This is a genomic window from Kitasatospora hibisci, from assembly GCF_043950205.1.
In the GTDB taxonomy this organism is placed as follows: Bacteria; Actinomycetota; Actinomycetes; order Streptomycetales; family Streptomycetaceae; genus Kitasatospora; species Kitasatospora hibisci.
Window position 1 is genome coordinate 5,630,643 of the sequence record NZ_CP171642.1, and the last position, 22,104, is coordinate 5,652,746.

Sequence of the window (22,104 nt, forward strand, 5' to 3'; positions counted from 1 at the left end):
GGACAAGGCCGTCCGACGTCCCCTGCGGAGGTCACCATGAAGCTGAAAGACGAACTGCCCGTCGACCGCAAGCTCGCCACGGTGTGGCGGATCGGAGCGGGGCTCGGGGGAGTCTTCCTGATCGTGTTCGGCTGCCTCGGGCTGGCGGACCACCCGGGCTTCCTGTCCACGGAGGGGAACGACGTCGCCGGGATGTCCACCAACGGTGCGCTGAGCATCCTCTCCATCGTGGTGGGCGGCGTCCTCGTGATCGGCGCCTTCATCGGCGGGAACGTCGCCGCCAACCTGAACATGGCGGCCGGGGTGCTGTTCGTGCTCTCCGGCTTCTACGGCCTGACGGTGCTCGGCAGGCCGGACGCCAACATCCTGAACTTCCGGATGGCCAACGTGCTGTTCGCCTTCATCTTCGGGCTGGTGCTCACCACCTTCGGGATGTACGGGCGGGTCAGCAGCCACCTGCCGCACGACAATCCGTACTGGCAGCGGCGCGCCGGCCACGAGGAGCCGCTGCCGTCAGGCCCCAAGACCTTCGTCAAGGTCATGCGGCCCGGCCCGCCGAACCCGATCGGCCACTGAGGCCGGCGCCGGCCGGCGGCCGGGACGGAACGTCTGGACGGCCGACCGGAGCGGCGTCCTATGCTCGGCGGCATGAGTGACATCGTCGAGATCGACCCCGAAGACAAGAAGATCATCACCCTGGCCCGCTCCGCCCGCGCCCGCAACGGCGTCCCGGAGGGGGCCGCGGTGCGCGACGAGACCGGGCGCACCTACGTGGCCGGGACGGTCGCGCTGGAGTCGCTGCGGCTGAGCGCGCTGCAGACGGCGGTCGCGATGGCGGTGGCCAGCGGTGCGAAGTCGCTGGAGGCGGCGGCCGTGGTGACCGAGGCCGGGGAGCCTGCCGAGGTCGACCTGGCCGCCGTGCGGGACCTCGGCGGGGCCGGGACGCCGGTGCTGCTGGCCGGTCCGGACGGCGCGCTTCGGCTCTCGGTCGGGGCCCGCTGACCGGCGACGCACCTCCGGGCGCCCGGGGCCGTGACCCGGGGCGCCCGGCCCGCGCTGTGTGGGCGCCTTCGTTCAGCCGATAATCTCACCGGAAGTTGGCGCGGTGAGAGGGCTGGAGAGATGGGGCCGTACGCGTTCTTCGCAGGGCTGCTGCTGGGCGTGATGGGCATGGGCAAGTGGCAGGAGACCGGCTCGCCGTTCTGGCTCTGGGGCTCGGTGGCCTTCCTGCTGATGGTGCTGATCATGGGGATCTCCTCGCTGGGCGGCGGCAAGAAGGGCTGACCCCGGCGGCGCGTCCGTCCCGGCTCGGGTGATCAGGGAGAATGGAGCCCATGAATGCCCCTTCCTCCTCGTACCGCTCCGGCTTCGCGTGCTTCGTCGGCCGTCCCAATGCGGGCAAGTCGACCCTGACCAACGCCCTGGTGGGGACGAAGGTCGCGATCACCTCCGACCGCCCGCAGACCACCCGGCACACCGTCCGCGGCATCGTGCACCGCCCGGACGCCCAGCTCGTCCTGGTCGACACCCCCGGCCTGCACAAGCCGCGCACCCTGCTCGGCGAGCGCCTCAACGACCTGGTCCGCACCACCTGGGCCGAGGTCGACGTGATCGGCTTCTGCCTGCCCGCCGACCAGAAGCTCGGCCCCGGCGACAAGTTCATCGCCAAGGAGCTCGCCGAGATCAAGAAGACCCCCAAGGTGGCCGTCGTCACCAAGACCGACCTGGTCGACTCCAAGCGGCTCGCCGAGCAGCTGATCGCGGTCCAGCAGCTCGGTGTCGAGCTGGGCATCGAGTGGGCCGAGATCATCCCGGTCTCCGCCGTCGGCGACAAGCAGGTCGACCTGGTCGCCGAGCTGATCACCAAGCTGCTCCCGGAGGGCATGCCGCTCTACCCGGACGGCGACCTCACCGACGAGCCCGAGCAGATCATGGTCGCCGAGCTGATCCGCGAGGCGGCCCTGGAGGGCGTCCGGGACGAACTGCCGCACTCGCTGGCGGTCGTGGTCGAGGAGATGCTCCCGCGCGAGGGCCGCCCGGCGGACCGCCCGCTGCTGGACATCCACGCCAACGTCTACATCGAGCGCCAGAGCCAGAAGGCGATCGTGATCGGCGCCAAGGGCTCGCGGCTCAAGCACGTCGGCACCACCGCCCGCAAGCACATCGAGGCGCTGCTCGGCACGCCGGTCTACCTGGACCTGCACGTCAAGGTGGCCAAGGACTGGCAGCGGGACCCGAAGCAGCTGCGCAAGCTCGGTTTCTGACCCGGGGCGGCACGCTCGGCTTCCGGTCCGGAGCCGCGACGGCGGCCCGCCCGGACGCTCCGGACGGGCCGCCGTTCCGCGTTGTCGGTCGGTCGCCCTAGGCACCCTCGCGCAGCACCAGCGAGACCAGCTCGCGCTGCGAGTCGGTGAGCTTGGGGTCGGCGCAGTGGACCGTCCGGCCGTCGACGGTGATCTCGTAGTGGAAGCCGTCCGGCACCCCGTACGAGGGTGCCCGCAGCCCGCCCGCGACGGCCTCGCGGGCGAGCGCGTGCACGTGCGGGGCGTCGATCCGCTCGGTGGTGTCGAGTTCCGCATGGCGGACCTGCCCCGCTAGGCCGCCGGTCCGGGTCACCTGGATACGCATGGTGTCCATGGTGATACGCAGGGATGGTGTTTGCCGGGGTTTTCCCGGACCTTGACCTTGCGGGATCCACCGCCCGCCCGGCGGATCCCGCCGGTCAGCCGGTGCTGACGCCGACCTGCGCCCAGGCCGCCGTCACGGTGTCGGCCACCGAGGGCTCGGGGTAGCGGGCCCCGGCGGCCGCGACGGTGGCCCGGGCGAAGGCGGTGAATCCGGCGTCGGAGGGGAGCCGCCGGCCGGTCAGCGCGTCGTACCAGATCCGCCCCGCCCGCTCCCAGGCGGGCCCGCCGAGTGCGGTGGCGAGCAGGTAGAACGCATGGTTGGGGATGCCGGAGTTGATGTGCACCCCGCCGTTGTCCCGGGCGGTGCGGACGTAGTCCCGCAGGTGGGCCGGTTGCGGGTCCTTGCCGAGCCGGGGGTCGTCGTACGCGGTGCCGGGGGCCTTCATCGAGCGCAGCGCGACGCCCTGTACGCCCGGGGCGAGCAGACCGGCGCCGATCAGCCAGTCCGCGTCGGCGGCGTCCTGGCGCAGCGCGTACTGCTTGACCAGGGAGCCGAACACGTCGGAGACGGACTCGTTGAGCGCACCGGGCTGGCCGCGGTACTCCAGGCCGGCGGTGAACTGGGTGACGCCGTGGGCGAGTTCGTGGCCGATCACGTCGATGCAGGCGGCGAAGTCGCCGAACACCTCGCCGTCGCCGTCCCCGAAGACCATCTGCCGGCCGTCCCAGAAGGCGTTGTCGTAGAGCACCCCGTAGTGCACGGTGGCGTCCAGTCGCAGGCCCTCGTCGTCGATCGAGCGGCGTCCGTAGACGTCTGCGAAGAGCGCGTAGGTCGCGCCGAGGCCGTCGTAGGCGTGGTTGACGGACTCGTCGTCGACGGGGTCCTCGCCCTCCCGGCGGACGGTGCGTCCGGGCAGGCGTTCGGTGTGCTCGGCGTCGCCGATCACCCGGTCGAGCCGGTCGGAGCCCGGCCGGGGCGGGGCGGCGGTGAGGCGGGCCGTGCGGTGCGCGGCGTCGAGGGCGAGGGAGCGGGCGGCGGGCTCGTGACCGTCCTCGGCGAGGCGGTCCAGGACGTACGGCGGAACGATCGCGCAGAGCGCCGGTTCAGCGGTCATGCGGCCAAGAGTGAGGCAAGCGTGACGTGTTGTCACCGGCGCGGACGAAATCGCGCGCCGTCTCAAGGAGTGGAATGTCCGCCCGGCCCGCTTCGGGGGCGCGCTCCGCTCGGTTACGCTGGAGCACATCATGCGCAACGGGCTGCTTCTTCTTAGCTGCCGCGTCGAGGGCCTGTAGTCCACCAAAGGGCCGGCTCCCTCGCCGCGGGGACTGTGCTGCGCTTAGGAATCGGGCGATCCAACGACGGGTCGCGAGCGGCAGCAGGCCGGCCAGTCGGGTGTCCACCTCACCCCGACACGCCCCGCATCCACAGGAAGCCGAGAGTCACCTCCATGACCGAGCAGAGCTCCGCCGCGTCCGTCCCCGCCGGTCGGGCCTTCACCGACCGTCCCACCCCGATCACCGCCGCGAGCGTCCGCCAGCAGTCCGCGGGCATGCGTCACGGCCGTTACCTGCCGTTCGGCACCGTCGACCTGCCGGACCGCACCTGGCCGTCGAAGGTGATCACCAAGGCGCCGCGCTGGCTCTCCACCGACCTGCGGGACGGCAACCAGGCGCTGATCGACCCGATGTCCCCGGCCCGCAAGCGGAAGATGTTCGACCTGCTGGTCGCGATGGGCTACAAGGAGATCGAGGTCGGCTTCCCGTCCTCCGGCGCCACCGACCACGCCTTCGTGCGGTCGCTGATCGAGGAGGGCGCGATCCCGGAGGACGTGACCATCTCGGTGCTGACCCAGGCGCGCGAGGAGCTGATCGAGAAGACGGTGGAGTCGCTGGTGGGCGCCCCGCGGGCGACCGTCCACCTGTACAACGCGACCGCGCCGCTGTTCCGCCGGGTGGTGTTCCGCAACGACAAGGAAGCCACCAAGGCGATCGCCACCGACGGGACCCGGCTGGTGATGGAGTACGCGGACAAGCTGCTGGGGGACGACACCGTCTTCGGCTTCCAGTACTCGCCGGAGATCTTCGTCGACACCGAGCTGGACTTCGCGCTGGAGGTCTGCGAGGCGGTCATGGACGTCTGGCAGCCGGGCGAGGGCCGCGAGATCATCCTGAACCTGCCGGCCACCATCGAGCGGGCCACCCCGAACGTCCAGGCCGACCAGTTCGAGTGGATGTCGCGCAACCTGTCCCGCCGCGAGTACGTCTGCCTGTCGGTGCACCCGCACAACGACCGCGGCACCGCCGTCGCCTCCGCCGAGCTGGCCTACATGGCCGGCGCCGACCGGATCGAGGGCTGCCTGTTCGGGCAGGGCGAGCGGACCGGCAACGTCGACCTGGTCACGCTGGGCATGAACCTGTTCTCGCAGGGCATCGACCCGCAGATCGACTTCTCCGACATCGACGAGGTGCGCCGCACCGCCGAGTACTGCAACCAGATGGAGGTGCACCCGCGCCACCCGTACGCCGGCGACCTGGTGTACACCTCCTTCTCCGGCTCGCACCAGGACGCCATCAAGAAGGGCTTCGACGCGCTGGAGGCGGACGCGAAGGCGGCCGGCGTACCGGTGGAGGAGCACACCTGGGGCGTGCCGTACCTGCCGATCGACCCGAAGGACGTCGGCCGCACCTACGAGGCGGTCATCCGGGTCAACAGCCAGTCCGGCAAGGGCGGTGTCGCCTACGTCCTGAAGAACGACCACAAGCTGGACCTGCCGCGCCGGATGCAGATCGAGTTCTCCCGGATCATCCAGGCCAAGACCGACGCCGAGGGCGGCGAGGTCACCCCGGCCGACATCTGGGCGGTCTTCGAGGACGAGTACCTGCCGACCACGGCCAACCCGTGGGGCCGGATCTCGCTGAGCGGCTCGCGGACCCTGACCACCGAGGACGGCCGGGACGCGCTGACCGCCGAGGCCGTCGTCGAGGGCGCGCCGGTCACCCTGACCGGTGCCGGCAACGGCCCGGTCTCCGCGTTCGCCGACGCGCTGGCCCGGATCGGCGTGGACGTCCGGGTGCTGGACTACGCCGAGCACGCGCTGAGCGAGGGCGGCGACGCCCAGGCCGCCGCGTACGTCGAGTGCGCGGTGGACGGCAAGGTGCTGTGGGGCGTCGGCATCGACGGCAACACCGTGCTGGCCTCGCTGAAGGCGATGATCAGCGCCGTCAACCGCGCGCAGCGCGGGTAGTTCGTACGAGTGGTAGTCGCCGGGCCGTCCTTCGGGGCGGCCCGGCGCCGTTCCGGTCGGCCCGGGCCGGGCGGGGCGCCGCGGGGTGTGGCCTGCGCCACACTTTTTCGGATTCCGGGCCGTTCGAGGTGCTGACACGTGCCGGTAACCGTGGCAACATCGACGCACCGGAAAGCCGGGTCGGTGGGACGGCCTCGGTGTCCGGTCGCGTGACCTGCCCATGGTTGTGCAGGCCGCCTGCCGTGTCTGGGGAGTGGCACCGTGACAGGGTTGTGGGGTGTTCGCCCGCGGTGGCGGACTGACGTTCTCGGTGACTTCTTCTGCCCGGGCTGCGGTGGCGACCGCAACTACCGCCGGCAACACGGCCGGCGGTGGCTGCGGTTGCTCGGCACCCCGGTGCTGCCGCTCGGCCCCGTCCTCGGCAGCGTGCAGTGCACCACCTGCCACGGCCGGTACGGGGTGGAGAGCCTGGAACAGCCCACCTGCGTCCGCCTGGGCGGGATGCTGCGCGACGCGCAGTACACCGTCGCGCTGGCCCTGCTCGCCGCCGGCGGCACCGCTCACCGGGCGGCCCGTGAGGCGGCCTGCGCGGCCGTGCGGGAGGCCGGCTTCGAGGACTGCGGCGAGGCCCAGGTGCTGGCGGCGCTGGCCGCGCTCTCCGGCCTCGGCGGGGAGCTGCACGACGCCCACGGCGTGGCCGGCGGTCTGGCCGCCGAGCTGCACGCGGTGCTCGAACCGCTCGCCGTGCACCTGGCCCAGCAGGGCCGGGAGCGGCTCCTGCTCCAGGGCGCCGCGATCGCCCTGGCCGACGGGCGCTACCTGCCGCAGGAGCGCGAGGCGCTGGCGGCGGTCGGGCGCTGCCTGGACCTGCCGCAGAGCACGGTCGGGGCGCTGCTGGAGGCGGCCACCCGGGCCTCCCGCTAGGGCTCCCGGCCGAACGGCGCCGCCACCTGTTCCGAGACCCCCACAGAACCGGGCCCGGCCCCTCCCGGGTCCGCCGTGACCCGCACCGACCGGCACACCCCCACGGCCCCGGTGCGGGCACACGGCTGCCCCCCGCTCCGTGCGCCGGCCGCCCGCCGTCCTGCGCGACAATGGTGGGATGTCCACACTGTTCGACGCCGGCCGCGGGGCCGCGGCATGAGCCTCTTCCGCGACGACGGCGTGGTGCTCCGGGCGCAGAAGCTCGGCGAGGCCGACCGGATCATCACCCTGCTCACCCGCCAGCACGGCAAGGTGCGCGCGGTGGCCCGCGGGGTGCGCAAGACCAAGTCCAAGTTCGGTGCCCGGCTGGAGCCGTTCTCACACGTGGACGTGCAGTTCTTCAGCCGGGGGAGTGAGCTGGTCGGCCGCGGGTTGCCGCTCTGCACCCAGGTGGAGACGTACGCCCCGTACGGCGGCTCGATCGTCACCGACTACGGGCGCTACACCGCCGGGACGGCCATGCTGGAGACGGCGGAGCGGTTCGCCGAGAACGAGGGCGAGCCGGCCGTCCAGCAGTACCTGCTGCTGGTCGGCGGGCTGCGTACGCTGGCCGCCGGAACGCACGAGTCGCACCTGGTGCTGGACGCCTTCCTGCTGCGCTCGCTGGCGGTCAACGGGTACGGCGCGAGCTTCACCGACTGCGCCAAGTGCGGTCTGGAGGGCCCGAACCGGTTCTTCTCGCTCCAGGCGGGCGGCGTGCTCTGCGCGGACTGCCGAGTGCCCGGATGTGCCGTACCCTCCCCTGAGACACTGGTACTGCTCGGGGCGCTGCTGTCAGGGGACTGGCGGACGGCCGACACCTGCGAGCCGAGGTACTGGCGGGAGGGCAGCGGCCTGGTCGCGGCCTATCTGCAGTGGCACCTGGAGCGGGGCATCCGCTCGATGAGATACGTGGAGAAGTGAGCACATGGCAGCGCGACGGCTCTTCGGCGGCGGCAAGCAGCGGGCGTACGTCCCCCCGACCCCGCACCCCAGTGGCGCCCAGCCCCCGAAGATCCCCGGCGAGCTGGTGCCCGACCACGTCGCCATCGTGATGGACGGCAACGGCCGCTGGGCCAAGGAGCGCGGGCTGCCGCGCACCGAGGGCCACAAGGTCGGCGAGAGCGTCGTGCTGGACGTCCTCAAGGGCGCGATCGAGCTCGGGGTGAAGAACATCTCGCTGTACGCGTTCTCGACCGAGAACTGGAAGCGCTCGCCCGACGAGGTGAAGTTCCTGATGAACTTCAACCGGGACGTCATCCGCCGCCGCCGCGACGAGATGGACGCGATGGGCGTGCGGATCCGCTGGGCCGGCCGGATGCCGAAGCTGTGGAAGAGCGTCGTCCAGGAGCTCCAGGTCGCCGAGGAGCAGACCAAGGGCAACGACGCCGTGACGCTCTACATGTGCGTCAACTACGGCGGCCGGGCCGAGCTGGCGGACGCGGCGCAGGCCATCGCGGCCGATGTCGCGGCCGGAAAGCTGGACCCGCGGAAGGTCAACGAGAAGACCATCGCCAAGTACCTGTACCACCCGGACATGCCGGACGTGGACCTCTTCCTGCGCCCGAGCGGCGAGCAGCGGACGTCCAACTTCCTGCTCTGGCAGTCCGCGTACGCCGAGTTCGTGTTCCAGGACGTGCTCTGGCCGGACTTCGACCGCCGGGACCTCTGGCGGGCCTGCGAGCAGTACGCGATGCGCGACCGCCGCTTCGGCGGGGCGATCCCCAACGAGGTGGCCGCCCAGTCGGTGGTGGCGGAGGTGCCCTCGCAGCGCTGACGCGCCGGAGACGACGGCGCCGACGCCGGGAACGGTGTGGCGCTGACGCCGGGACAGCCGGAAGGGCCCTGCGGGACGCGTCCCGCAGGGCCCTTCCGGCTCCCGTACCGGTCTGCTGCCGGCTCAGGCCTGCTTCTTGGCGCACTCCGCGCAGGTGCCGAAGATCTCCAGCGTGTGCGCGATGTCGCTGAACCCGTGCTCGGCGGCGACCGAGTTGGCCCAGCGCTCGACGGCCGGGCCCTCGACCTCGACGGTGGCGCCGCAGTGCCGGCAGACCAGGTGGTGGTGGTGCCCGCTGCTGCAGCGGCGGTACACGGCCTCGCCGTCGGCGGTGCGCAGGACGTCGACCTCGCCCGCGTCGGCGAGCGACTGCAGTGTGCGGTAGACCGTGGTCAGGCCGACCGAGTCGCCGCGGTGCTTGAGCATGTCGTGGAGCTCCTGCGCGCTGCGGAAGTCCGCGATCTCGTCCAGGGCCGCCGAGACGGCGGCACGCTGCCGGGTCGATCGGGCGCGCGGCGACGGGCCTGCGGTGGTCACCGTGGGTCCTCCTGGGGGTGTTGGCGTCTCGCCCCTCATTGTGCCAGCCCCGCCCTCCGCTCCGGAGTGATCGCGTCGGACGGGCCCCGACCGGACGAGCCCCGGCCCGACGAACCCTGGCCGGGCAGGCGCACGTCGCAGACCGCCGGGCCGGTGTCGGCGGCCGGCCGGTGCCGACGGCGGGCCAGCGGGCCGGCGATCGCGCTGAAGACCGCGAAGACGACGATGGCCAGCAGCACGATGGCGGGGCCGGGGGGCAGCTCGGCCTCGAAGGAGGTGGTGACGCCGGCGAGCGAGACCACCACGCCGAGCGCGATCGAGGCCGCCTGGGTGACGGCGAAGGAGCGGGTGAGCTGCTGGGCGGCCACCACCGGGACCACCATCAGCGCGCTGACCAGCAGCAGGCCGACCACCCGCATGGCCACGGTGACGGTGACGGCCGCCATCACGGCGAGCAGCAGGTTGAGCAGGCGCACCGGCACGCCGGTGACCCGGGCGAAGTCCTCGTCCTGGCAGATCGCGAAGAGCTGGCGCCGCAGGCCGACGGTGACGGCGATGACCACCGCGCCGAGGACGGCGATGGTGACGAGGTCGGCCGGGTCCACGGTCAGGATCGAGCCCCAGAGGTAGCTCTCCAGGGCGGTGGCCCCGCCCTGGGCGGACGTGGAGACCAGCAGCTTGCCGCAGGCCATGCCGCCGTAGAAGAGCAGGGCGAGGGCGATGTCGCCGCGCTGGTTGCCGCGCGAGCGGACCAGCTCCATGGTGACGGCGCCGAGCACGCAGACCAGCACGGCCATCCAGACCGGGCTGGTGTTGAAGACGAAGCCGAGGCCGACGCCGGTCATCGCGACGTGTCCCATGCCGTCGCCCATCAGTGCCTGTCGCCGCTGCACCAGGTAGATGCCGACGGCGGGCGCGGTGAAGCCGACCAGCACGGCGGCGAGCAGGGCGCGCTGCATGAAGTCGTAGCTGAGCATCTCGGTCAGGTCGATCATGCGAGCAGCCTCGGCGGGGTGTGGTCGGCGTGCGGGTGGACGTGGTCGTGGCCGGGCAGGGCGTGCAGGCCGGTGTTGGGGACGGGCGGCCCGTCGTGGGCCACGCAGCCGTCGCGGAGCACCACCGTGCGGTCGATCAGCGGTTCCAGCGGCCCGAGTTCGTGCAGCACCAGCAGGACGGCGGCGCCGCGCGCGACCTCGCTGCGCAGGGTGTCGGCGAGCACCTGCTGGCTGGCGGCGTCCACCCCGGCCATCGGCTCGTCCATGATGAGCAGGTCGGGCGAGCCGACCAGGGCGCGGGCGATCAGGACCCGCTGCTGCTGGCCTCCGGAGAGGTCGGCGACGCCGTCCGAGGCCCGGTCGAGCATGCCGACGGCGGTCAGTGCGCGGTCCACCGCCTCCCGGTCCCGGCGCCGGAACGGCAGCAGCCGGTGCTGCGGCAGCCGTCCGGTGGAGACCACCTCGCGGACGGTGGCCGGGACGCCGGAGGCGGCGGTGGTGCGCTGCGGCACGTAGCCGATCCGCTGCCAGGCGCGGAACTTGGCGAACGGCGTGCCGAACAGCTCCAGCTCGCCGTGTTCCAGGGGCACGGCCCCGGTCACGGCCTTGACGGTGGTGGACTTGCCGGAGCCGTTGGCGCCGAGCAGGGCGACGACCTCGCCGGCGGCCACGGTCAGGTCGACGCCGCGCAGCACCGGCCGGCCGCCGCGGGAGGCGACGGCGGCACGCAGGTGCACGGCCGGGGGTGTCGGGTGGGTCATCGCTTCTGCCGTCCTGTCAGCTGGTGGTGGCGCCGAGTGCGGCCCGGAGGTTGGCCAGGTTCTGGCGCATGACCGTCAGGTAGTCGTCCTTGGCCGGGTCCTTGACGCCCTCCAGCGGGTCCAGGACGGCGGTCTTGAGGCCGAGGTCCTTGGCGACGGTCTCGGCGAGCTTGGGGCTGACCAGGGTCTCGAAGAAGATCGTGGTGACGCCGTTGTCCTTGGCGGCCTTCTGGACGTCGGCGAGGCGGGCCGGGGTGGGCTCGGACTCCGGGTCGACGCCGTTGATGGCGACCTGGGTGAGGCCGTAGTGCTCGGCGAGGTAGCCGAAGGCGGCGTGGCTGGTGACGAAGGTCCTGCTCCCGGCGTCCTTCAGACCGGCCTTGAACTCCTCGTCCAGGGCGGTGAGCCGGGCGACCAGGTCGTCGGTGTTCTTCCGGTAGTCCTCGGCGTGCGCCGGGTCGGCCTTGGCGAACTCGGCGCCGACGCTCTTGGCGACCGTCGCGTAGCGGGTCGGGTCGAGCCAGATGTGCGGGTCGCCGGCGGCCCCGTCGTGGTCGTGGCCGTCGCCCTCGGTGTGGCCCTCCGCGAGGTGGTGGTCCTCCAGCGGGCTGGCCGCGGCGGCGTCGACCACGTGCTTGGTGGAGGAGCCGGCGACCGCCTTGTCCACGGTGGGCTGCAGGCCCTTGAGGTAGACCACCGCGCCGGCCTTCTTGACGGCGGCCACCTGCTTGGCGGTGAGCTCCAGGTCGTGCGGTTCGACGCGGGGGGCGGTGAGGTCGGTGACCTTGACGTGCTCGCCGCCGATCTGCGCGGCGAGGTACTCCATCGGGTAGAAGGAGGCGACGACGTCCAGCTTGCCGTCCGTGCCCTTGGCGCTGCTGTCCCCGCCGCAGGCGGTGAGGAGGAGGGCGGCCGCGAGGGTGGTGGCGGCCAAGGCTATGGAAGTGCTGGCAGGTCGTCGGATCATCATGACAACCATTCTCAGGTTAATTGGAAATGATTGTCAAATCACTCGGGCGGGTGAACGGTCGGTGGGGGTGGCCGGGACGGGCCGGGCGATACCGATTTGAACCTCCTACCCGGATGGCCGGTAACCTGAGGTATTCGGGAACGTGCAACCAGCCGTGCCCTGACCGTGCCGTCGTACTGAAGAGAGCACTGTGGCCGCCGACAAGATCGACACGATCGTCAGCCTGAGCAAGCGCCGTGGCTTCGTCTACCCCTGCAGCGAGATCTACGGCGGCACGCGTGCCGCCTGGGACTACGGGCCGCTGGGCGTCGAGCTGAAGGAGAACATCAAGCGCCAGTGGTGGCGCGCGATGGTCCAGGCCCGTGAGGACGTCGTCGGACTCGACTCGTCGGTGATCCTGGCCCGCGAGGTCTGGGAGGCCTCCGGCCACGTCGCGACCTTCAACGACCCGCTGACCGAGTGCCTCTCCTGCCACAAGCGCCACCGGGCCGACCACCTGGAGGAGAAGTACGAGGCCAAGCACGGCTTCCCGCCGCCGAACGGCCTCCAGGACATCAACTGCCCGGACTGCGGCACCAAGGGCTCCTTCACCGAGCCCAAGGACTTCTCCGGCATGCTGAAGACCCACCTCGGCGTCACCGAGGAGGCGAGTGGCCTGGCCTACCTGCGCCCGGAGACCGCCCAGGGCATCTTCACCAACTTCAAGGCCGTCCAGACCACGTCGCGCAAGAAGCCGCCGTTCGGCATCGCCCAGACCGGCAAGAGCTTCCGCAACGAGATCACCCCCGGCAACTTCATCTTCCGCACCCGTGAGTTCGAGCAGATGGAGATGGAGTTCTTCGTCAAGCCGGGCGAGGACGAGCAGTGGCACGAGTACTGGCTCCAGCAGCGCTGGGACTGGTACGTCGACCTCGGCCTGCGCACCGAGAACATGCGCTTCTTCGAGCACCCGAAGGAGAAGCTCTCCCACTACGCCAAGCGCACGGTGGACATCGAGTACCGCTTCAACTTCGGTGGCAGCGAGTTCTCCGAGCTGGAGGGCATCGCCAACCGCACCGACTACGACCTCACGGTGCACAGCGAGGCCTCCGGCCAGGACCTCAAGTACTTCGACCAGGAGTCCGGCGAGCGGTACTTCCCGTACGTCATCGAGCCGGCAGCGGGCCTCAACCGCGCCATGCTGGCCTTCCTGATCGACGCCTACTTCGAGGACGAGGCGCCGAACGCCAAGGGCGTCATGGAGAAGCGCGTCGGCATGCGGCTCGACCCGCGCCTGGCCCCGGTCAAGGTCGCGGTGCTGCCGCTGTCGCGCAACGCCGACCTCTCGCCGAAGGCCCGCGGCCTGGCCGCAGACCTGCGCACCGCGTGGAACGTCGAGTTCGACGACGCCGGCGCGATCGGCAAGCGCTACCGCCGGCAGGACGAGATCGGCACGCCGTTCTGCGTCACCGTCGACTTCGACACCCTTGAGGACAACGCGGTGACCGTGCGCGACCGCGACAGCATGTCGCAGGAGCGCGTCTCGCTGGACCAGGTGAAGTCGTACCTGGCGGCGCGGCTGATCGGCTGCTGAGGCCCTTCCGTCCGACCGGAGCCCCCGTTCGCCCTTCCGGGCGGGCGGGGGCTCCGGCGTTGCCGCCGGCGGCGCTGGCCAACGGTTCGGTGGCGCGGTCGGTCGGCGGTGGCTCAGCGGCCGGGCGGCGGCTCGGTGGCTTGCGCGGCGCCGTCCGCTCGGCGCCGTCCCCAGCGGGACCGGGGCCGGGCGGCGGGGGTGGTGGGCAGCCCGGCCGTCCGGAGTGCGGCGAGCGTGGTGCGGTGGCGGCCCTCGTCCGCGGTCAGTGCGGCCAGCAGCCCGTCGTAGAGCTCTCGGCGGTCCTTCAACGCGGAGGCCAGCCGGACCAGTTCGGTGGACGGGCGGAGTGCGGCGAGCTCGTGCAGCAGGGCGGTGGGCAGCGGCGCGGGCAGCGTGCCGACCAGGGCGGCGAGGTCGGCCGTGGGCCGGCCGGCCGCCTGGCGCAGCAGGGTCCGGACGTCGCCGGTGCGGCCCGCCCGCTCCAGGGCGGCGGCGAGGGCGGACAGTTCGGCGGTCGGCGCGGAGCCCCAGTGCCAGAGCAGAGTGGCGCCGTCGGCGGGCTGTCCGGTCTGCTCCAGGGCGGCGAGCAGGGCCGGCAGGGTGTCGACCGGGAGGCCCCAGAGGGCGTGAAACAGCTCGGTGGCCTCCTCGGCGAGGCCGGCCTGGCGCAGCTCGGCGAGGGTGGCGGCGGCCTGTTCCGGCTCGCCGTCGGCGGCGCCGCGGGCCAGCCGGACGGAGGCGCCGTCCGGACCGCTCCGGATCAGCAGCGCGGCGAGGCGGGCGGTGTCGGGAGGCAGGAGGAGGGCGGCGGCCTGGTCGAGCAGTGCCGCGCTCTCCCGGGCGGCGCCCCGGTGGTGCAGGGTGGCGATCCGCTCGGCGAGGGCGGCGAGTTCGCCGGGGGAGCGGCGGCGGGGCGGCTTGGGTGCGGGCGGTGGCGAGGGTGCCGCTCGGGCTGCGGGCTCCTCGGGGCGGGCCTGCGTGCTGCCGGACCGGCTCTGTGCGTTCTCGGGCCGGGTGTCGGTGCCGGGCGGGGTGTCGGTGGCGGGCGGGGGAGCGGGTTGTGGCGCCGAGGGCGCGAACGGATCGTCGTACGCGCCCCAGAACCGGGCGTCGGTGTCCGGCTGGGGGGCCGGCCCCGGGCCGGGTGCCGCCCGGCGGGGGGCGGGCTGGCGCAGGCGCTGCTCCACGTCCAGGAGCTGCTCGCTCAGTTCCAGGCAGCGCGCGCCGATCTCCTCGCGCAGTGTCCGGGCCCTGGTGAGCTGCCGCAGCAGCTCCGCGTCCGGCCGCTGCCGCTCCGGGAGGGCCCGCACCGCATCGGCGAGCCGGCGCTCGCGCTGGTCGGCGTACTGCCGCGCGCGGAGTAACTCGTCCAGCTCCGAACGTAGTTCGATGGCGTCCTGCTCGCTCTCAGCTGTGTGTTCGGCTCTGGGTTGTTCCGTGTGCCGTATCCGCATGATCGCCGCACCCTGTCCATCTCGACCCTGACTGCGGGCCATCCTGGCTTCGGCAAAAGGCGTTCACGTTACGAGAGTGCGTCGAGCGGCTTGCGGCTGGCGTCCAGGAGGGCGCAGACGGCGCCCGTGGTGCCGAGCGCGACGACGGCCGCCCGGAGGAGTGCGGCCTCGTAGTAGGGATCCGTGAAGCAGAGGACGGTCAGGCAGCCCGTGGCCGCGCCCGCCGCGGCGGGGAGCGCGGGCGTGCCGAAGTTCCCGGCGTACCGGACGGCGAGCGCGGGGACGAAGAACAGCACGAGCCCCGGCCCAGGGCCTCCGTGAGCGCGGCGACGCGTGGGCCCGGTGGACGGCCGGACCGCGGCAGGAAGCGGGTCGCGGCGAGCACGGAGAGCGCGACGAACGAGCGCTCCAGCCGCTGTTCGTCCAGCCGGGCGAGGTCGTAGAGCAGCAGCGGTGTGACGAGCGCCGAGACGACCCGCAGGACGATGTCGTCCACCGTGTACGGATTGCGCAGGTCCCACTCCACGGCGCAGAACGCCGCGGTGTACGAAGCGGCGGCGAGCGGCATTGACTTCCGCTCCCCGCCCTAAAGGGCGGGGATTCCTACCACGGTCGTCTGACCGTCTCGGTGGGTTCCTGCTTCTTCGCGCTGTGCGGGGACGGGTCCCCGGCTTACCCGCGCTCGACAGGCTGACACCGCCAGTCCGGCGGCCGTGGCTATGTTGACGGCGGCGTTGACGTCCCGGTCCAGCCAGACGCCGCACGCCTGGCACTGCCAGACGCGGATGTTCAGCGGCTTGGGGCCGTCCTTGACGCCGCAGTGGGAGCAAACCTGGGAGGTCGGCTCGAAGCGGCCGATCTTGATCAGGTTCCGGCCGTACTTCGCGGCCTTGTACTCCAGCATGGTGACGAACGCCGACCATCCGGCGTCGTGCACGGACTTGGCGAGCCGTGTGCGGGCGAGTCCCTTGACCGCCAGGTCTTCCACCGCGATTGCTTGGTTCTCGCGAATCAGTCCGGTGGAGACCTGGTGGTGGAACTCGCGCCGGGCGTCGGCCACCCGTGCGTGGTTGCGAGCGACCTTGTGACGGGCCTTCTCGCGGTTCTTGCTGCCCTTGGCCTTACGGGACAGGGCTTGCTGTGCGCGTTTGAGCTTCTTCTCTGCGCGCCGGAGGAACTTCGGGGCGTCGATCTTCCGCCCGTCCGAGAGGACGGCGAAGTGTCCGAGGCCGAGATCGAGACCGGTGACCGGCTCGGTCTCGGGAAGGATCTCGGGGTCCGTCTCGACAACGAAGCCGGCGAAGTACCGGCCTGCGCTGTCCTTGATCACCGTCACCGAGGATGGCACGGACGGCAAGGCGCGGGACCACTTCACCCGCACGTCGCCGATCTTCGGCAGCGATAGGTCGCCGCCCGGTGTGATCTTCCATCGGGCGTTCGCGGTGAAGCGGATCGCCTGCCGGGTGTCCTTGCGGGACTTGAACCGGGGCGGTCCCATCTTCGGGCGCATGCCCTTGAGGCCGTCGAAGAAGTTCCGGTAGGCGGTGTCCAGGTCCCGGAGGGACTGTTGCAGCACCACGGCGGACACCTCGCCGAGCCATGCCCGTTCGGGGGTGTTCTTCGCGGCCGTGAGCTGCTTGGACAGCTCGCCGGACGGGATGAACGGCAGCCCGGCGGCGCGGGCGGTCTCACGTGCCCGGAGGGCATCATTGAAGGCCACCCGTGCACACCCGAACGCCCTGGCCAGCGCGGAACGCTGAGGCCCGTTCGGGTACACGCGGAAGCTGTACCTGAGCTGCACGGTCAGCACCGTACCATTTTGGTTTATGGCTGAGTATCAGAACATCCGCACTGGTCGGCACTGCGCTTTCGCCCTGCATGCGCACTTGGTTTTCGTGACGAAGTACCGTCACAAGGTGTTCGCCGAGCGGCATCTGACCCGGCTCGAAGAGATCATGCGGGACGTGTGCGCCGACTTCGAGGTGGAGTTGGTCGAGTTCAACGGCGAGAACAACCACGTCCACCTGCTGGTGAACTTCCCGCCGAAGGTCGCCCTGTCCAAGCTGGTCAACTCGCTCAAAGGCGTCAGCTCGCGCCGGCTGCGGCAGGAGTACCCCGAGCTGGTCAAGCACTACTGGCGCGCACAGCGTCTGTGGTCCGGTTCGTACTTCGCCGGATCAGTCGGCGGCGCGCCGCTGTCGATAGTCCGGCAGTACATCGAGCAGCAGAACCGTCCGGCTTGACGGTCTGCGGTGGGCACCGTCCACAGTGCGGGAGGGTGCCCACCGCACAGGTCAGAGCAGGGTTCAGAATCGCTTCACCACCGGGCTGAAGCCCGGTGCACTGCGATTAGTCCAGGTAGCGGCGAGGCGGCAACCCGGACGTACAGCGAGCGGTCCAGCCGGCGCAGCACCGCGGCGAACGCCAGGAGGACGAGCGGCAGTTCGAGGAACGCCTGGACGCGCAGGACGGACGGCGCGAGCAGTTCCGGCGCGGGCGTGTGCGCGGCGAGCCAGTCGATCGGCCGGCTGTCGCGCGGCACGGCGAACCACCCGGGCGGCAGATGGCGCGCGATGAACGCGGTGCTCCCGCCGTGCACCCGCCGGACGTGGACGGCGAAGGCCAGTTGGTTGAGGAGGAACAACGCCCCGACGAGCGCGAGCAGCGCCTCCGGCCCGGGCGCACGCCTGGGCCGGGGCTTTGCGCCGGGCTGGGTGTCGGGCCCGGGCCGGGTCTTGTGCCCCGGCTGGGCCCCGGGCCGCAGGACCCGGGGTGCGAGGGCGAGTGCGGCTCCCGTCGACAGCGCAACCGTGCCCCAGTACGGGCGCGACCGTGCTCACCGCGCCAGCCGGGTGCGGGCCTCCATCAGGGCGAAGCCGAGCAGGTTCTCGCCCCGCCAGCAGGCCGGCCGCTGCGCCCGCTCGTCGTCGGCGGCGAGTCCGATGCCCCAGATCCGGTCCACCGGGCTGGCCTCGACCAGGACGCGCCGATCGGTGCCGAGCAGGTACTCCCCGAGCGCTTCGTCCTGCCCGAACTTGGCGAGGTTGCCCTGGACGACCAGCTCGAACCGGCCGGCCGTCCAGACCGCGGCGTCGAAGCCCTTGACCATCCGTCCGAGCTTCTTCGCCTGGGCGGGGGTGGCGGCCCCGAGGATCCGGGGCACGATCGCCTCGTCCCCGAACATCCGTGCCTTGCCGGCCATCATCCAGTGCTCGGCGGAGGCGTACTCGACGCCGTCGACGGTGAACGCGCACGGCCACCACTGGCTCAGCGCCCCCGGTCCGACCGACCCGTCCCGCTGCGGCCGGTGCCCCCAGAACAGCAGCCACTTCGGCTCCGCACCGCCGGCGACCGCGGCCACCAGCTCCGCGCGGCTGCGGGCGTCGAGCGGGTTCCCGGTGAATTCCTTACTCATATCGTCATGCTGACACAAAGGGGTGGTGGTCGGCCAACGGCTTTCGGGCGACGCCGTGGCACCCGACCCGCGCGGACCGGTCGGAACAGCAGGGCGCGCCGGAGGAGGCGCGGGGCCGGGTCGGACGACGCAGCGGCCCCCGCCGCTGTGGTGAGCGGTGGGGGCCGGGTGCTCGGTCGTGACCCGAGGACGGACCGTCAGCCGATCGAGCGGGGGAGACGGAGGGTCAGGCCGAGGACGGTCAGCGCGCCCAGCAGCTGGACGCCGAGGCAGAGGGCCAGCGCCCGGTCCATGCCGAGGGAGGGGGAGAGGGCCAGGAAGAGGGAGCCCAGGGTGGCCACGCCCAGGGCGAGGCTGGACTGCTGGCCGGTGGCGAGGACGCCGCTGCCCACGCCCGCCCGGTCGGCCGGCACCTTGGAGAGGACCACCCGGAACAGCGGGGTACCGATCAGGCCCTGGCCGATGCCGGCGAGGGCGACGCCCGGCACCATCCGGAGCGGGGAGAAGTGCGCCCAGTCGGCGAGGACGGTCGCCGCCAGGCCGGCCAGGCCGATCGCCTGGACCAGTGCGCCCGCGGTGAGCACCCGGCTGCCGAAGCGGCCGATCAGCCGGGGGCCGGCGAGCGAGGCGGCGAAGTAGCCGACGGCCATCGGGACCAGCGCCCACCCGGCCGTCACCGGGCCGAGGTGGAGGCCCTGCTGGAGTGCGACGGCGATGACGAACATGAACCCGCCGAACCCGGCGAAGAAGGGCAGCGCGATACCGAGCCCGCGCCGCATCTCGGGGATCCGCAGCATGGTGGGCGGCACCAGCGGGGAGCCGCCGCTGCGCTCGGTGCGGCGCTCGACCAGGACGAACGCGGTGGCGAGGGCCGGGAACAGCGCGAGCAGCACCCAGGACCAGAGCGGCCAGCCGGCCGCGCGGCCCTCCATCAGCGGGACCAGAAGGGACAGCAGGGCGGCGGCGAGCAGCGCGGTGCCGGGGACGTCGACCCGGGCGGCCCGCTCGGCGCGGCTCTCCGGTACGTACCGGACGGCGAGGACGAGGGCGATCAGCGCGCACGGCACGTTGATCAGGAAGACCGAGCGCCAGCCGGTGCCGAAGACGTCGGCGGCCACGAGGATGCCGCCGAGCACCTGCCCGATCACCACCGAGATGCCGCCTACCGCACCGTAGAGGCTGAGCGCGCGGCCGCGCCGGGCGCCGTGGGTGGCGGCCGTGACGGTGCCGAGCACCTGCGGGATCAGCAGCGCGGCCGAGGCGCCCTGCGCGGCGCGGGCGGCGACCAGCGTCCAGGCGTCCGGGGCGAGCCCGCAGGCGAGCGAGGTCAGGGCGAACGCGGCGGCGCCGGCGGTGAAGAGGCGGCGGCGCCCGAAGATGTCGCCGAGCCGGCCGCCGAGCACCAGGAGGACGGCGAAGGCGATGCCGTACCCGGCGGCCACCAGCTCCAGCACGGCGGGGCCGGCGGCCAGGTCCCGGTCGATGGTGGGCAGGGCGACGTTGACGATGAAGAAGTCGAGCATCGTCAGGAAGGCCCCGAGCAGCAGGGTGGCGAGCCCGGCGGTGCCGAGCGGGGCGACGCCCGCCGGGCCGGCACCGGTGGTGGCGGTGGCGGATCCTGCCGGCTCGGGGGACGCGGTGACGGTGGTCTTGGCGGCGGTGGGCCTGGCGGCGGCGAGTTGTTGGGTCACGGGTCATACGATCCGCCGCCCGACAACCTGGTACCAGAGTGTGGTTATCCAGGTATAAGAAGTACCTGGCAATAGGCTCCGCGCTGGCGCATGCTGGGGCCATGAGCCTGACGACAGCCCCCGCCCCCATCCCCGGGAACGCCGCCCCCGTCGCGCCCGCCGAGGCCCGGCGGCACGAGCTGGCCGCCTTCCTGCGCAGCCGCCGGGAACGGATCGCACCGGAGCAGGTGGGCTTGCCGATGACCGGCCGCCGCCGGACGCCGGGGCTGCGCCGCGAGGAGGTGGCGCAGCTCGCCGCGGTCGGCGTCACCTGGTACACGTGGCTCGAACAGGGCCGGGACATCCAGGTCTCCGCCCAGGTCCTGGACGCGGTGGCCCGCGCGCTGCTGCTGGACCCGGCCGAGCGGGGCCACCTGTTCGTGCTGGCCGGGGCGGAGGACCCGGCGCCGGTGCGGGAGTGCCTGACGGTGACGCCGGCGATCCGGCTGGTCCTGGAGCAGATGTCGCCGATGCCCGCCGCGGTGGTCAACGCCCGGTTCGACGTGCTGGCGCTCAACCGGCCCTACACGCACATCGTCGGGGACATCGACGAGCTGCCGTTCGAGGACCGGAACCTGATGTGGATGGCGTTCACGCCCTCCCGCTTCCGGGAGGTGCTGGTGGACCACGAGAACGAGCGGGAGACCATGGTGGCCCGGTTCCGTGCGGCGATGGCCGATCACAGCGCCGAGCCGGCCTGGAAGGCACTGCTCGCCCGGCTGCGCAAGGCCTCGCCGGACTTCGAGGAGGCCTGGCAGCGGCACGACGTGATGACCCCGGGCAACGGGCTGAAGCGGTTCATGGTGCCGGGCGTCGGGCTGCTGCACTTCGACTACACCAGCTTCTGGCTGGGGCCGCGGCCCAGCGCCCGCCTGGTGGCCTACACGCCCCGGGACGAGGAGACCCGGGCGCGGCTGGACCTGATGACCGACGGGCTGTAGCGGGCGGAACGCCCGGGCGCGGGCCGGTCGGCAGGTGGGCCCGAGCGGGTGGGCCCAGGCAGGTGGGCCGGCCGGAGCGGGTTGGCCGCTGCTCGCGGGCGGAACGCTCAGGCGCGGGCCGCCTCGAGTCGGCCGAGCGCCAGGCAGAGGGCCGCCAGCGGCAGTTCGACGCAGCCGGCCATCACCAAGGCGGCGAGCAGCGGCAGGCCGTGGCCGGCGGTGCCGACATCGGCCAGGGCGTCGCCGGTGAGCAGTACCGCCACCGCGCAGGCCGCGGGGAACGCGGCCGGGCTCCGGCGCCGCAGCAGCGCGTCCAGCCGCAGCAGGGCGGCCAGTTCGCCGAGGTCCAGCGCGACCCAGGCGGTCTCGTGGCAGACCGCCAGCACCACCAGCCAGGGCAGCAGCGCGGCGGCGGCCACGGCGGGGAGCCGCCAGGCCCAGGCCGGCAGAGAGCCGGCGGGGCGGGCTGGGGAGCCGGCCTGGCCGGCCGGTGCGAGGGCGCGGGGCCTGGGTACCGGACGCGCCCCCAGGACGGCGGTGCTCACAGCGCGCTCCCGGCCTGCAGCGGGAACCGCAGCCAGGGGCGGACCCGCTCCAGATTCTGTCGCTCACAGCCGCCCGCGTGCCGGACCAGCACTCCGTCGAACCGCCCCTCGGCCCAGGCGAGCCAGAACGCGCCGGCCACCGTGACGACTTCGGGCACGGCGGTGATCCGGCCCGGGTGCCCCGGCCGCCGCAGCCGCCCGCCGGTGAACCCGACGACGGGCACGGCGCCGCCGTGCGGCAGCCGGCCCCAGGCCAGCGCGGAGGACCCGCGGGCCCCGCGGAGCGTGCAGCGCCGGGCGCCCCGCAGCAGCGGCAGGCCGAGCCGGACGGCGACCAGGACGTCCGCCAACTCGCCGTACTCGTAGACCTCCAGGGCCCGGCGCCCGCGTGTCGCCCGGGCGCTGCGCACCGACCACGGCCCGTGCGGCCCGGTCGGGCCCGAGGGCCCGACCGGCAGCGGACCCTCGGGGTCGTCGGCGGCCTCGGCGGGGTGCCCGGAAGGCGGGGTGGCGGAGTGCGATGCAGTGCTCGTCATGCCGTCAGACTCCCGTCCGGCAGGGCCCCGCGTCG

Annotated in this window: 25 protein-coding genes; 11 read left to right on the forward strand and 14 right to left on the reverse strand. The window is 72.6% G+C overall.

The window, feature by feature from the left end; translation table 11 throughout:
- Nucleotides 1–36: 36 nt before the first annotated feature.
- The 4 genes from ACF9IK_RS24595 (at nt 37) to era (ending at nt 2,264) form a co-directional block, all read left to right on the forward strand.
- A complete protein-coding gene (locus tag ACF9IK_RS24595) occupies nt 37–576 on the forward strand; it encodes a DUF4383 domain-containing protein (RefSeq protein WP_395296264.1) in 540 nt (179 codons plus the stop codon).
- A gap of 60 nt (nt 577–636) precedes the next feature.
- Nucleotides 637–1,002: a cytidine deaminase gene (locus ACF9IK_RS24600; protein WP_395296265.1), complete on the forward strand. Its 366-nt coding sequence runs from the start codon at nt 637–639 to the stop codon at nt 1,000–1,002.
- A 120-nt stretch (nt 1,003–1,122) separates the two neighbouring features.
- Nucleotides 1,123–1,284 (forward strand): hypothetical protein, encoded by a 162-nt coding sequence (locus tag ACF9IK_RS24605; RefSeq protein ID WP_395296266.1) that lies wholly within the window; start codon nt 1,123–1,125, stop codon nt 1,282–1,284.
- 50 nt (nt 1,285–1,334) lie between these two features.
- Nucleotides 1,335–2,264, forward strand: coding sequence for a GTPase Era (gene era / locus ACF9IK_RS24610; protein ID WP_395296267.1), 930 nt, complete (start codon nt 1,335–1,337; stop codon nt 2,262–2,264).
- 97 nt (nt 2,265–2,361) lie between these two features.
- Here era and ACF9IK_RS24615 read toward each other — a convergent pair whose 3' ends face one another.
- Together ACF9IK_RS24615 and ACF9IK_RS24620 are read right to left on the reverse strand one after the other, a co-directional pair.
- Entirely contained in the window at nt 2,362–2,628 is a 267-nt protein-coding gene (locus ACF9IK_RS24615) for a protealysin inhibitor emfourin (RefSeq protein WP_395296268.1), read from the reverse strand.
- A gap of 94 nt (nt 2,629–2,722) precedes the next feature.
- Entirely contained in the window at nt 2,723–3,742 is a 1,020-nt protein-coding gene (locus ACF9IK_RS24620) for a M4 family metallopeptidase (RefSeq protein ID WP_395296269.1), read from the reverse strand.
- A gap of 333 nt (nt 3,743–4,075) precedes the next feature.
- Here ACF9IK_RS24620 and leuA point away from each other — a divergent pair, with 333 nt between their 5' ends.
- From leuA to ACF9IK_RS24640, 4 genes are all read left to right on the forward strand, one after another.
- A complete protein-coding gene (leuA, locus tag ACF9IK_RS24625; RefSeq protein WP_395296270.1) occupies nt 4,076–5,872 on the forward strand; it encodes a 2-isopropylmalate synthase in 1,797 nt (598 codons plus the stop codon).
- A gap of 261 nt (nt 5,873–6,133) precedes the next feature.
- Nucleotides 6,134–6,796 carry a TerB family tellurite resistance protein gene (locus ACF9IK_RS24630; RefSeq protein ID WP_395296271.1) on the forward strand — a complete coding sequence of 221 codons (663 nt, stop codon included), beginning with the start codon at nt 6,134–6,136 and terminating at the stop codon, nt 6,794–6,796.
- 216 nt (nt 6,797–7,012) lie between these two features.
- Complete coding sequence (gene recO, locus ACF9IK_RS24635; protein WP_395296272.1) at nt 7,013–7,759, forward strand: DNA repair protein RecO; 747 nt, start codon at nt 7,013–7,015, stop codon at nt 7,757–7,759.
- Nucleotides 7,760–7,763: 4 nt separating this feature from the next.
- Nucleotides 7,764–8,612, forward strand: coding sequence for an isoprenyl transferase (locus ACF9IK_RS24640; protein WP_395296273.1), 849 nt, complete (start codon nt 7,764–7,766; stop codon nt 8,610–8,612).
- Between the two features lie 123 nt (nt 8,613–8,735).
- On the opposite strand, the gene ACF9IK_RS24645 is transcribed toward ACF9IK_RS24640, so the two are convergent.
- The 4 genes from ACF9IK_RS24645 to ACF9IK_RS24660 are packed head-to-tail and all read right to left on the reverse strand — an operon-like array spanning nt 8,736 to nt 11,875.
- Entirely contained in the window at nt 8,736–9,149 is a 414-nt protein-coding gene (locus tag ACF9IK_RS24645; protein ID WP_395296274.1) for a Fur family transcriptional regulator, read from the reverse strand.
- 35 nt (nt 9,150–9,184) lie between these two features.
- Nucleotides 9,185–10,144, reverse strand: a complete 960-nt coding sequence (locus ACF9IK_RS24650; RefSeq protein WP_395296275.1) for a metal ABC transporter permease — start codon at nt 10,142–10,144, stop codon at nt 9,185–9,187.
- The gene (locus ACF9IK_RS24655) at nt 10,141–10,905 is read right to left on the reverse strand and encodes a metal ABC transporter ATP-binding protein (RefSeq protein WP_395296276.1); all 765 of its coding nucleotides are present in this window, start codon (nt 10,903–10,905) and stop codon (nt 10,141–10,143) included. The genes ACF9IK_RS24650 and ACF9IK_RS24655 overlap by 4 nt, the downstream gene beginning before the upstream one ends.
- Before the next feature lie 16 nt (nt 10,906–10,921).
- Complete coding sequence (locus ACF9IK_RS24660; protein WP_395296277.1) at nt 10,922–11,875, reverse strand: metal ABC transporter substrate-binding protein; 954 nt, start codon at nt 11,873–11,875, stop codon at nt 10,922–10,924.
- 190 nt (nt 11,876–12,065) lie between these two features.
- Here ACF9IK_RS24660 and ACF9IK_RS24665 point away from each other — a divergent pair, with 190 nt between their 5' ends.
- Nucleotides 12,066–13,448: a glycine--tRNA ligase gene (locus ACF9IK_RS24665; RefSeq protein WP_238741019.1), complete on the forward strand. Its 1,383-nt coding sequence runs from the start codon at nt 12,066–12,068 to the stop codon at nt 13,446–13,448.
- Between the two features lie 113 nt (nt 13,449–13,561).
- Here the strand turns inward: ACF9IK_RS24665 and ACF9IK_RS24670 are convergent, their stop codons facing one another.
- From ACF9IK_RS24670 to ACF9IK_RS24680, 3 genes are all read right to left on the reverse strand, one after another.
- The gene (locus ACF9IK_RS24670; protein ID WP_395296278.1) at nt 13,562–14,902 is read right to left on the reverse strand and encodes a hypothetical protein; all 1,341 of its coding nucleotides are present in this window, start codon (nt 14,900–14,902) and stop codon (nt 13,562–13,564) included.
- Between the two features lie 68 nt (nt 14,903–14,970).
- Nucleotides 14,971–15,198 (reverse strand): hypothetical protein, encoded by a 228-nt coding sequence (locus tag ACF9IK_RS24675; RefSeq protein ID WP_395296279.1) that lies wholly within the window; start codon nt 15,196–15,198, stop codon nt 14,971–14,973.
- Nucleotides 15,199–15,488: 290 nt separating this feature from the next.
- Nucleotides 15,489–16,703: an RNA-guided endonuclease InsQ/TnpB family protein gene (locus tag ACF9IK_RS24680; protein ID WP_395298430.1), complete on the reverse strand. Its 1,215-nt coding sequence runs from the start codon at nt 16,701–16,703 to the stop codon at nt 15,489–15,491.
- A 25-nt stretch (nt 16,704–16,728) separates the two neighbouring features.
- On the opposite strand from ACF9IK_RS24680, the gene tnpA reads away from it, so the two are divergent.
- A complete protein-coding gene (gene tnpA / locus ACF9IK_RS24685; protein ID WP_395292292.1) occupies nt 16,729–17,145 on the forward strand; it encodes an IS200/IS605 family transposase in 417 nt (138 codons plus the stop codon).
- Nucleotides 17,146–17,219: 74 nt separating this feature from the next.
- On the opposite strand, the gene ACF9IK_RS24690 is transcribed toward tnpA, so the two are convergent.
- The 3 genes from ACF9IK_RS24690 to ACF9IK_RS24700 form a co-directional block, all read right to left on the reverse strand.
- Entirely contained in the window at nt 17,220–17,546 is a 327-nt protein-coding gene (locus ACF9IK_RS24690) for a hypothetical protein (RefSeq protein WP_395296280.1), read from the reverse strand.
- Nucleotides 17,547–17,738: 192 nt separating this feature from the next.
- Nucleotides 17,739–18,317, reverse strand: coding sequence for an NADAR family protein (locus ACF9IK_RS24695; protein WP_395296281.1), 579 nt, complete (start codon nt 18,315–18,317; stop codon nt 17,739–17,741).
- Nucleotides 18,318–18,514: 197 nt separating this feature from the next.
- Nucleotides 18,515–19,840 (reverse strand): MFS transporter, encoded by a 1,326-nt coding sequence (locus ACF9IK_RS24700; protein ID WP_395298674.1) that lies wholly within the window; start codon nt 19,838–19,840, stop codon nt 18,515–18,517.
- A gap of 269 nt (nt 19,841–20,109) precedes the next feature.
- Here ACF9IK_RS24700 and ACF9IK_RS24705 point away from each other — a divergent pair, with 269 nt between their 5' ends.
- Complete coding sequence (locus tag ACF9IK_RS24705; protein ID WP_395296282.1) at nt 20,110–20,988, forward strand: helix-turn-helix transcriptional regulator; 879 nt, start codon at nt 20,110–20,112, stop codon at nt 20,986–20,988.
- 107 nt (nt 20,989–21,095) lie between these two features.
- Here ACF9IK_RS24705 and ACF9IK_RS24710 read toward each other — a convergent pair whose 3' ends face one another.
- Both ACF9IK_RS24710 and ACF9IK_RS24715 read right to left on the reverse strand, forming a co-directional pair.
- Nucleotides 21,096–21,533 carry a hypothetical protein gene (locus tag ACF9IK_RS24710; RefSeq protein ID WP_395296283.1) on the reverse strand — a complete coding sequence of 146 codons (438 nt, stop codon included), beginning with the start codon at nt 21,531–21,533 and terminating at the stop codon, nt 21,096–21,098.
- Entirely contained in the window at nt 21,530–22,069 is a 540-nt protein-coding gene (locus tag ACF9IK_RS24715) for a hypothetical protein (protein WP_395296284.1), read from the reverse strand. The genes ACF9IK_RS24710 and ACF9IK_RS24715 overlap by 4 nt, the downstream gene beginning before the upstream one ends.
- Nucleotides 22,070–22,104 lie beyond the last annotated feature (35 nt).

What these genes read in the sequence shown, in the direction of transcription:
- ACF9IK_RS24595 (WP_395296264.1), top strand. Translation starts at nt 37, where the DNA reads ATGAAGCTGAAAGACGAACTGCCCGTCGACCGCAAGCTCGCCACGGTG.
- ACF9IK_RS24600 (WP_395296265.1), top strand. Translation starts at nt 637, where the DNA reads ATGCTCGGCGGCATGAGTGACATCGTCGAGATCGACCCCGAAGACAAG.
- ACF9IK_RS24605 (WP_395296266.1), top strand. Translation starts at nt 1,123, where the DNA reads ATGGGGCCGTACGCGTTCTTCGCAGGGCTGCTGCTGGGCGTGATGGGC.
- era (WP_395296267.1), top strand. Translation starts at nt 1,335, where the DNA reads ATGAATGCCCCTTCCTCCTCGTACCGCTCCGGCTTCGCGTGCTTCGTC.
- ACF9IK_RS24615 (WP_395296268.1), bottom strand. Translation starts at nt 2,628, where the DNA reads ATGCGTATCCAGGTGACCCGGACCGGCGGCCTAGCGGGGCAGGTCCGC.
- ACF9IK_RS24620 (WP_395296269.1), bottom strand. Translation starts at nt 3,742, where the DNA reads ATGACCGCTGAACCGGCGCTCTGCGCGATCGTTCCGCCGTACGTCCTG.
- leuA (WP_395296270.1), top strand. Translation starts at nt 4,076, where the DNA reads ATGACCGAGCAGAGCTCCGCCGCGTCCGTCCCCGCCGGTCGGGCCTTC.
- recO (WP_395296272.1), top strand. Translation starts at nt 7,013, where the DNA reads ATGAGCCTCTTCCGCGACGACGGCGTGGTGCTCCGGGCGCAGAAGCTC.
- ACF9IK_RS24640 (WP_395296273.1), top strand. Translation starts at nt 7,764, where the DNA reads ATGGCAGCGCGACGGCTCTTCGGCGGCGGCAAGCAGCGGGCGTACGTC.
- ACF9IK_RS24650 (WP_395296275.1), bottom strand. Translation starts at nt 10,144, where the DNA reads ATGATCGACCTGACCGAGATGCTCAGCTACGACTTCATGCAGCGCGCC.
- ACF9IK_RS24655 (WP_395296276.1), bottom strand. Translation starts at nt 10,905, where the DNA reads ATGACCCACCCGACACCCCCGGCCGTGCACCTGCGTGCCGCCGTCGCC.
- ACF9IK_RS24660 (WP_395296277.1), bottom strand. Translation starts at nt 11,875, where the DNA reads ATGATGATCCGACGACCTGCCAGCACTTCCATAGCCTTGGCCGCCACC.
- ACF9IK_RS24670 (WP_395296278.1), bottom strand. Translation starts at nt 14,902, where the DNA reads ATGCGGATACGGCACACGGAACAACCCAGAGCCGAACACACAGCTGAG.
- tnpA (WP_395292292.1), top strand. Translation starts at nt 16,729, where the DNA reads ATGGCTGAGTATCAGAACATCCGCACTGGTCGGCACTGCGCTTTCGCC.
- ACF9IK_RS24695 (WP_395296281.1), bottom strand. Translation starts at nt 18,317, where the DNA reads ATGAGTAAGGAATTCACCGGGAACCCGCTCGACGCCCGCAGCCGCGCG.
- ACF9IK_RS24700 (WP_395298674.1), bottom strand. Translation starts at nt 19,840, where the DNA reads ATGCTCGACTTCTTCATCGTCAACGTCGCCCTGCCCACCATCGACCGG.
- ACF9IK_RS24705 (WP_395296282.1), top strand. Translation starts at nt 20,110, where the DNA reads ATGAGCCTGACGACAGCCCCCGCCCCCATCCCCGGGAACGCCGCCCCC.
- ACF9IK_RS24715 (WP_395296284.1), bottom strand. Translation starts at nt 22,069, where the DNA reads ATGACGAGCACTGCATCGCACTCCGCCACCCCGCCTTCCGGGCACCCC.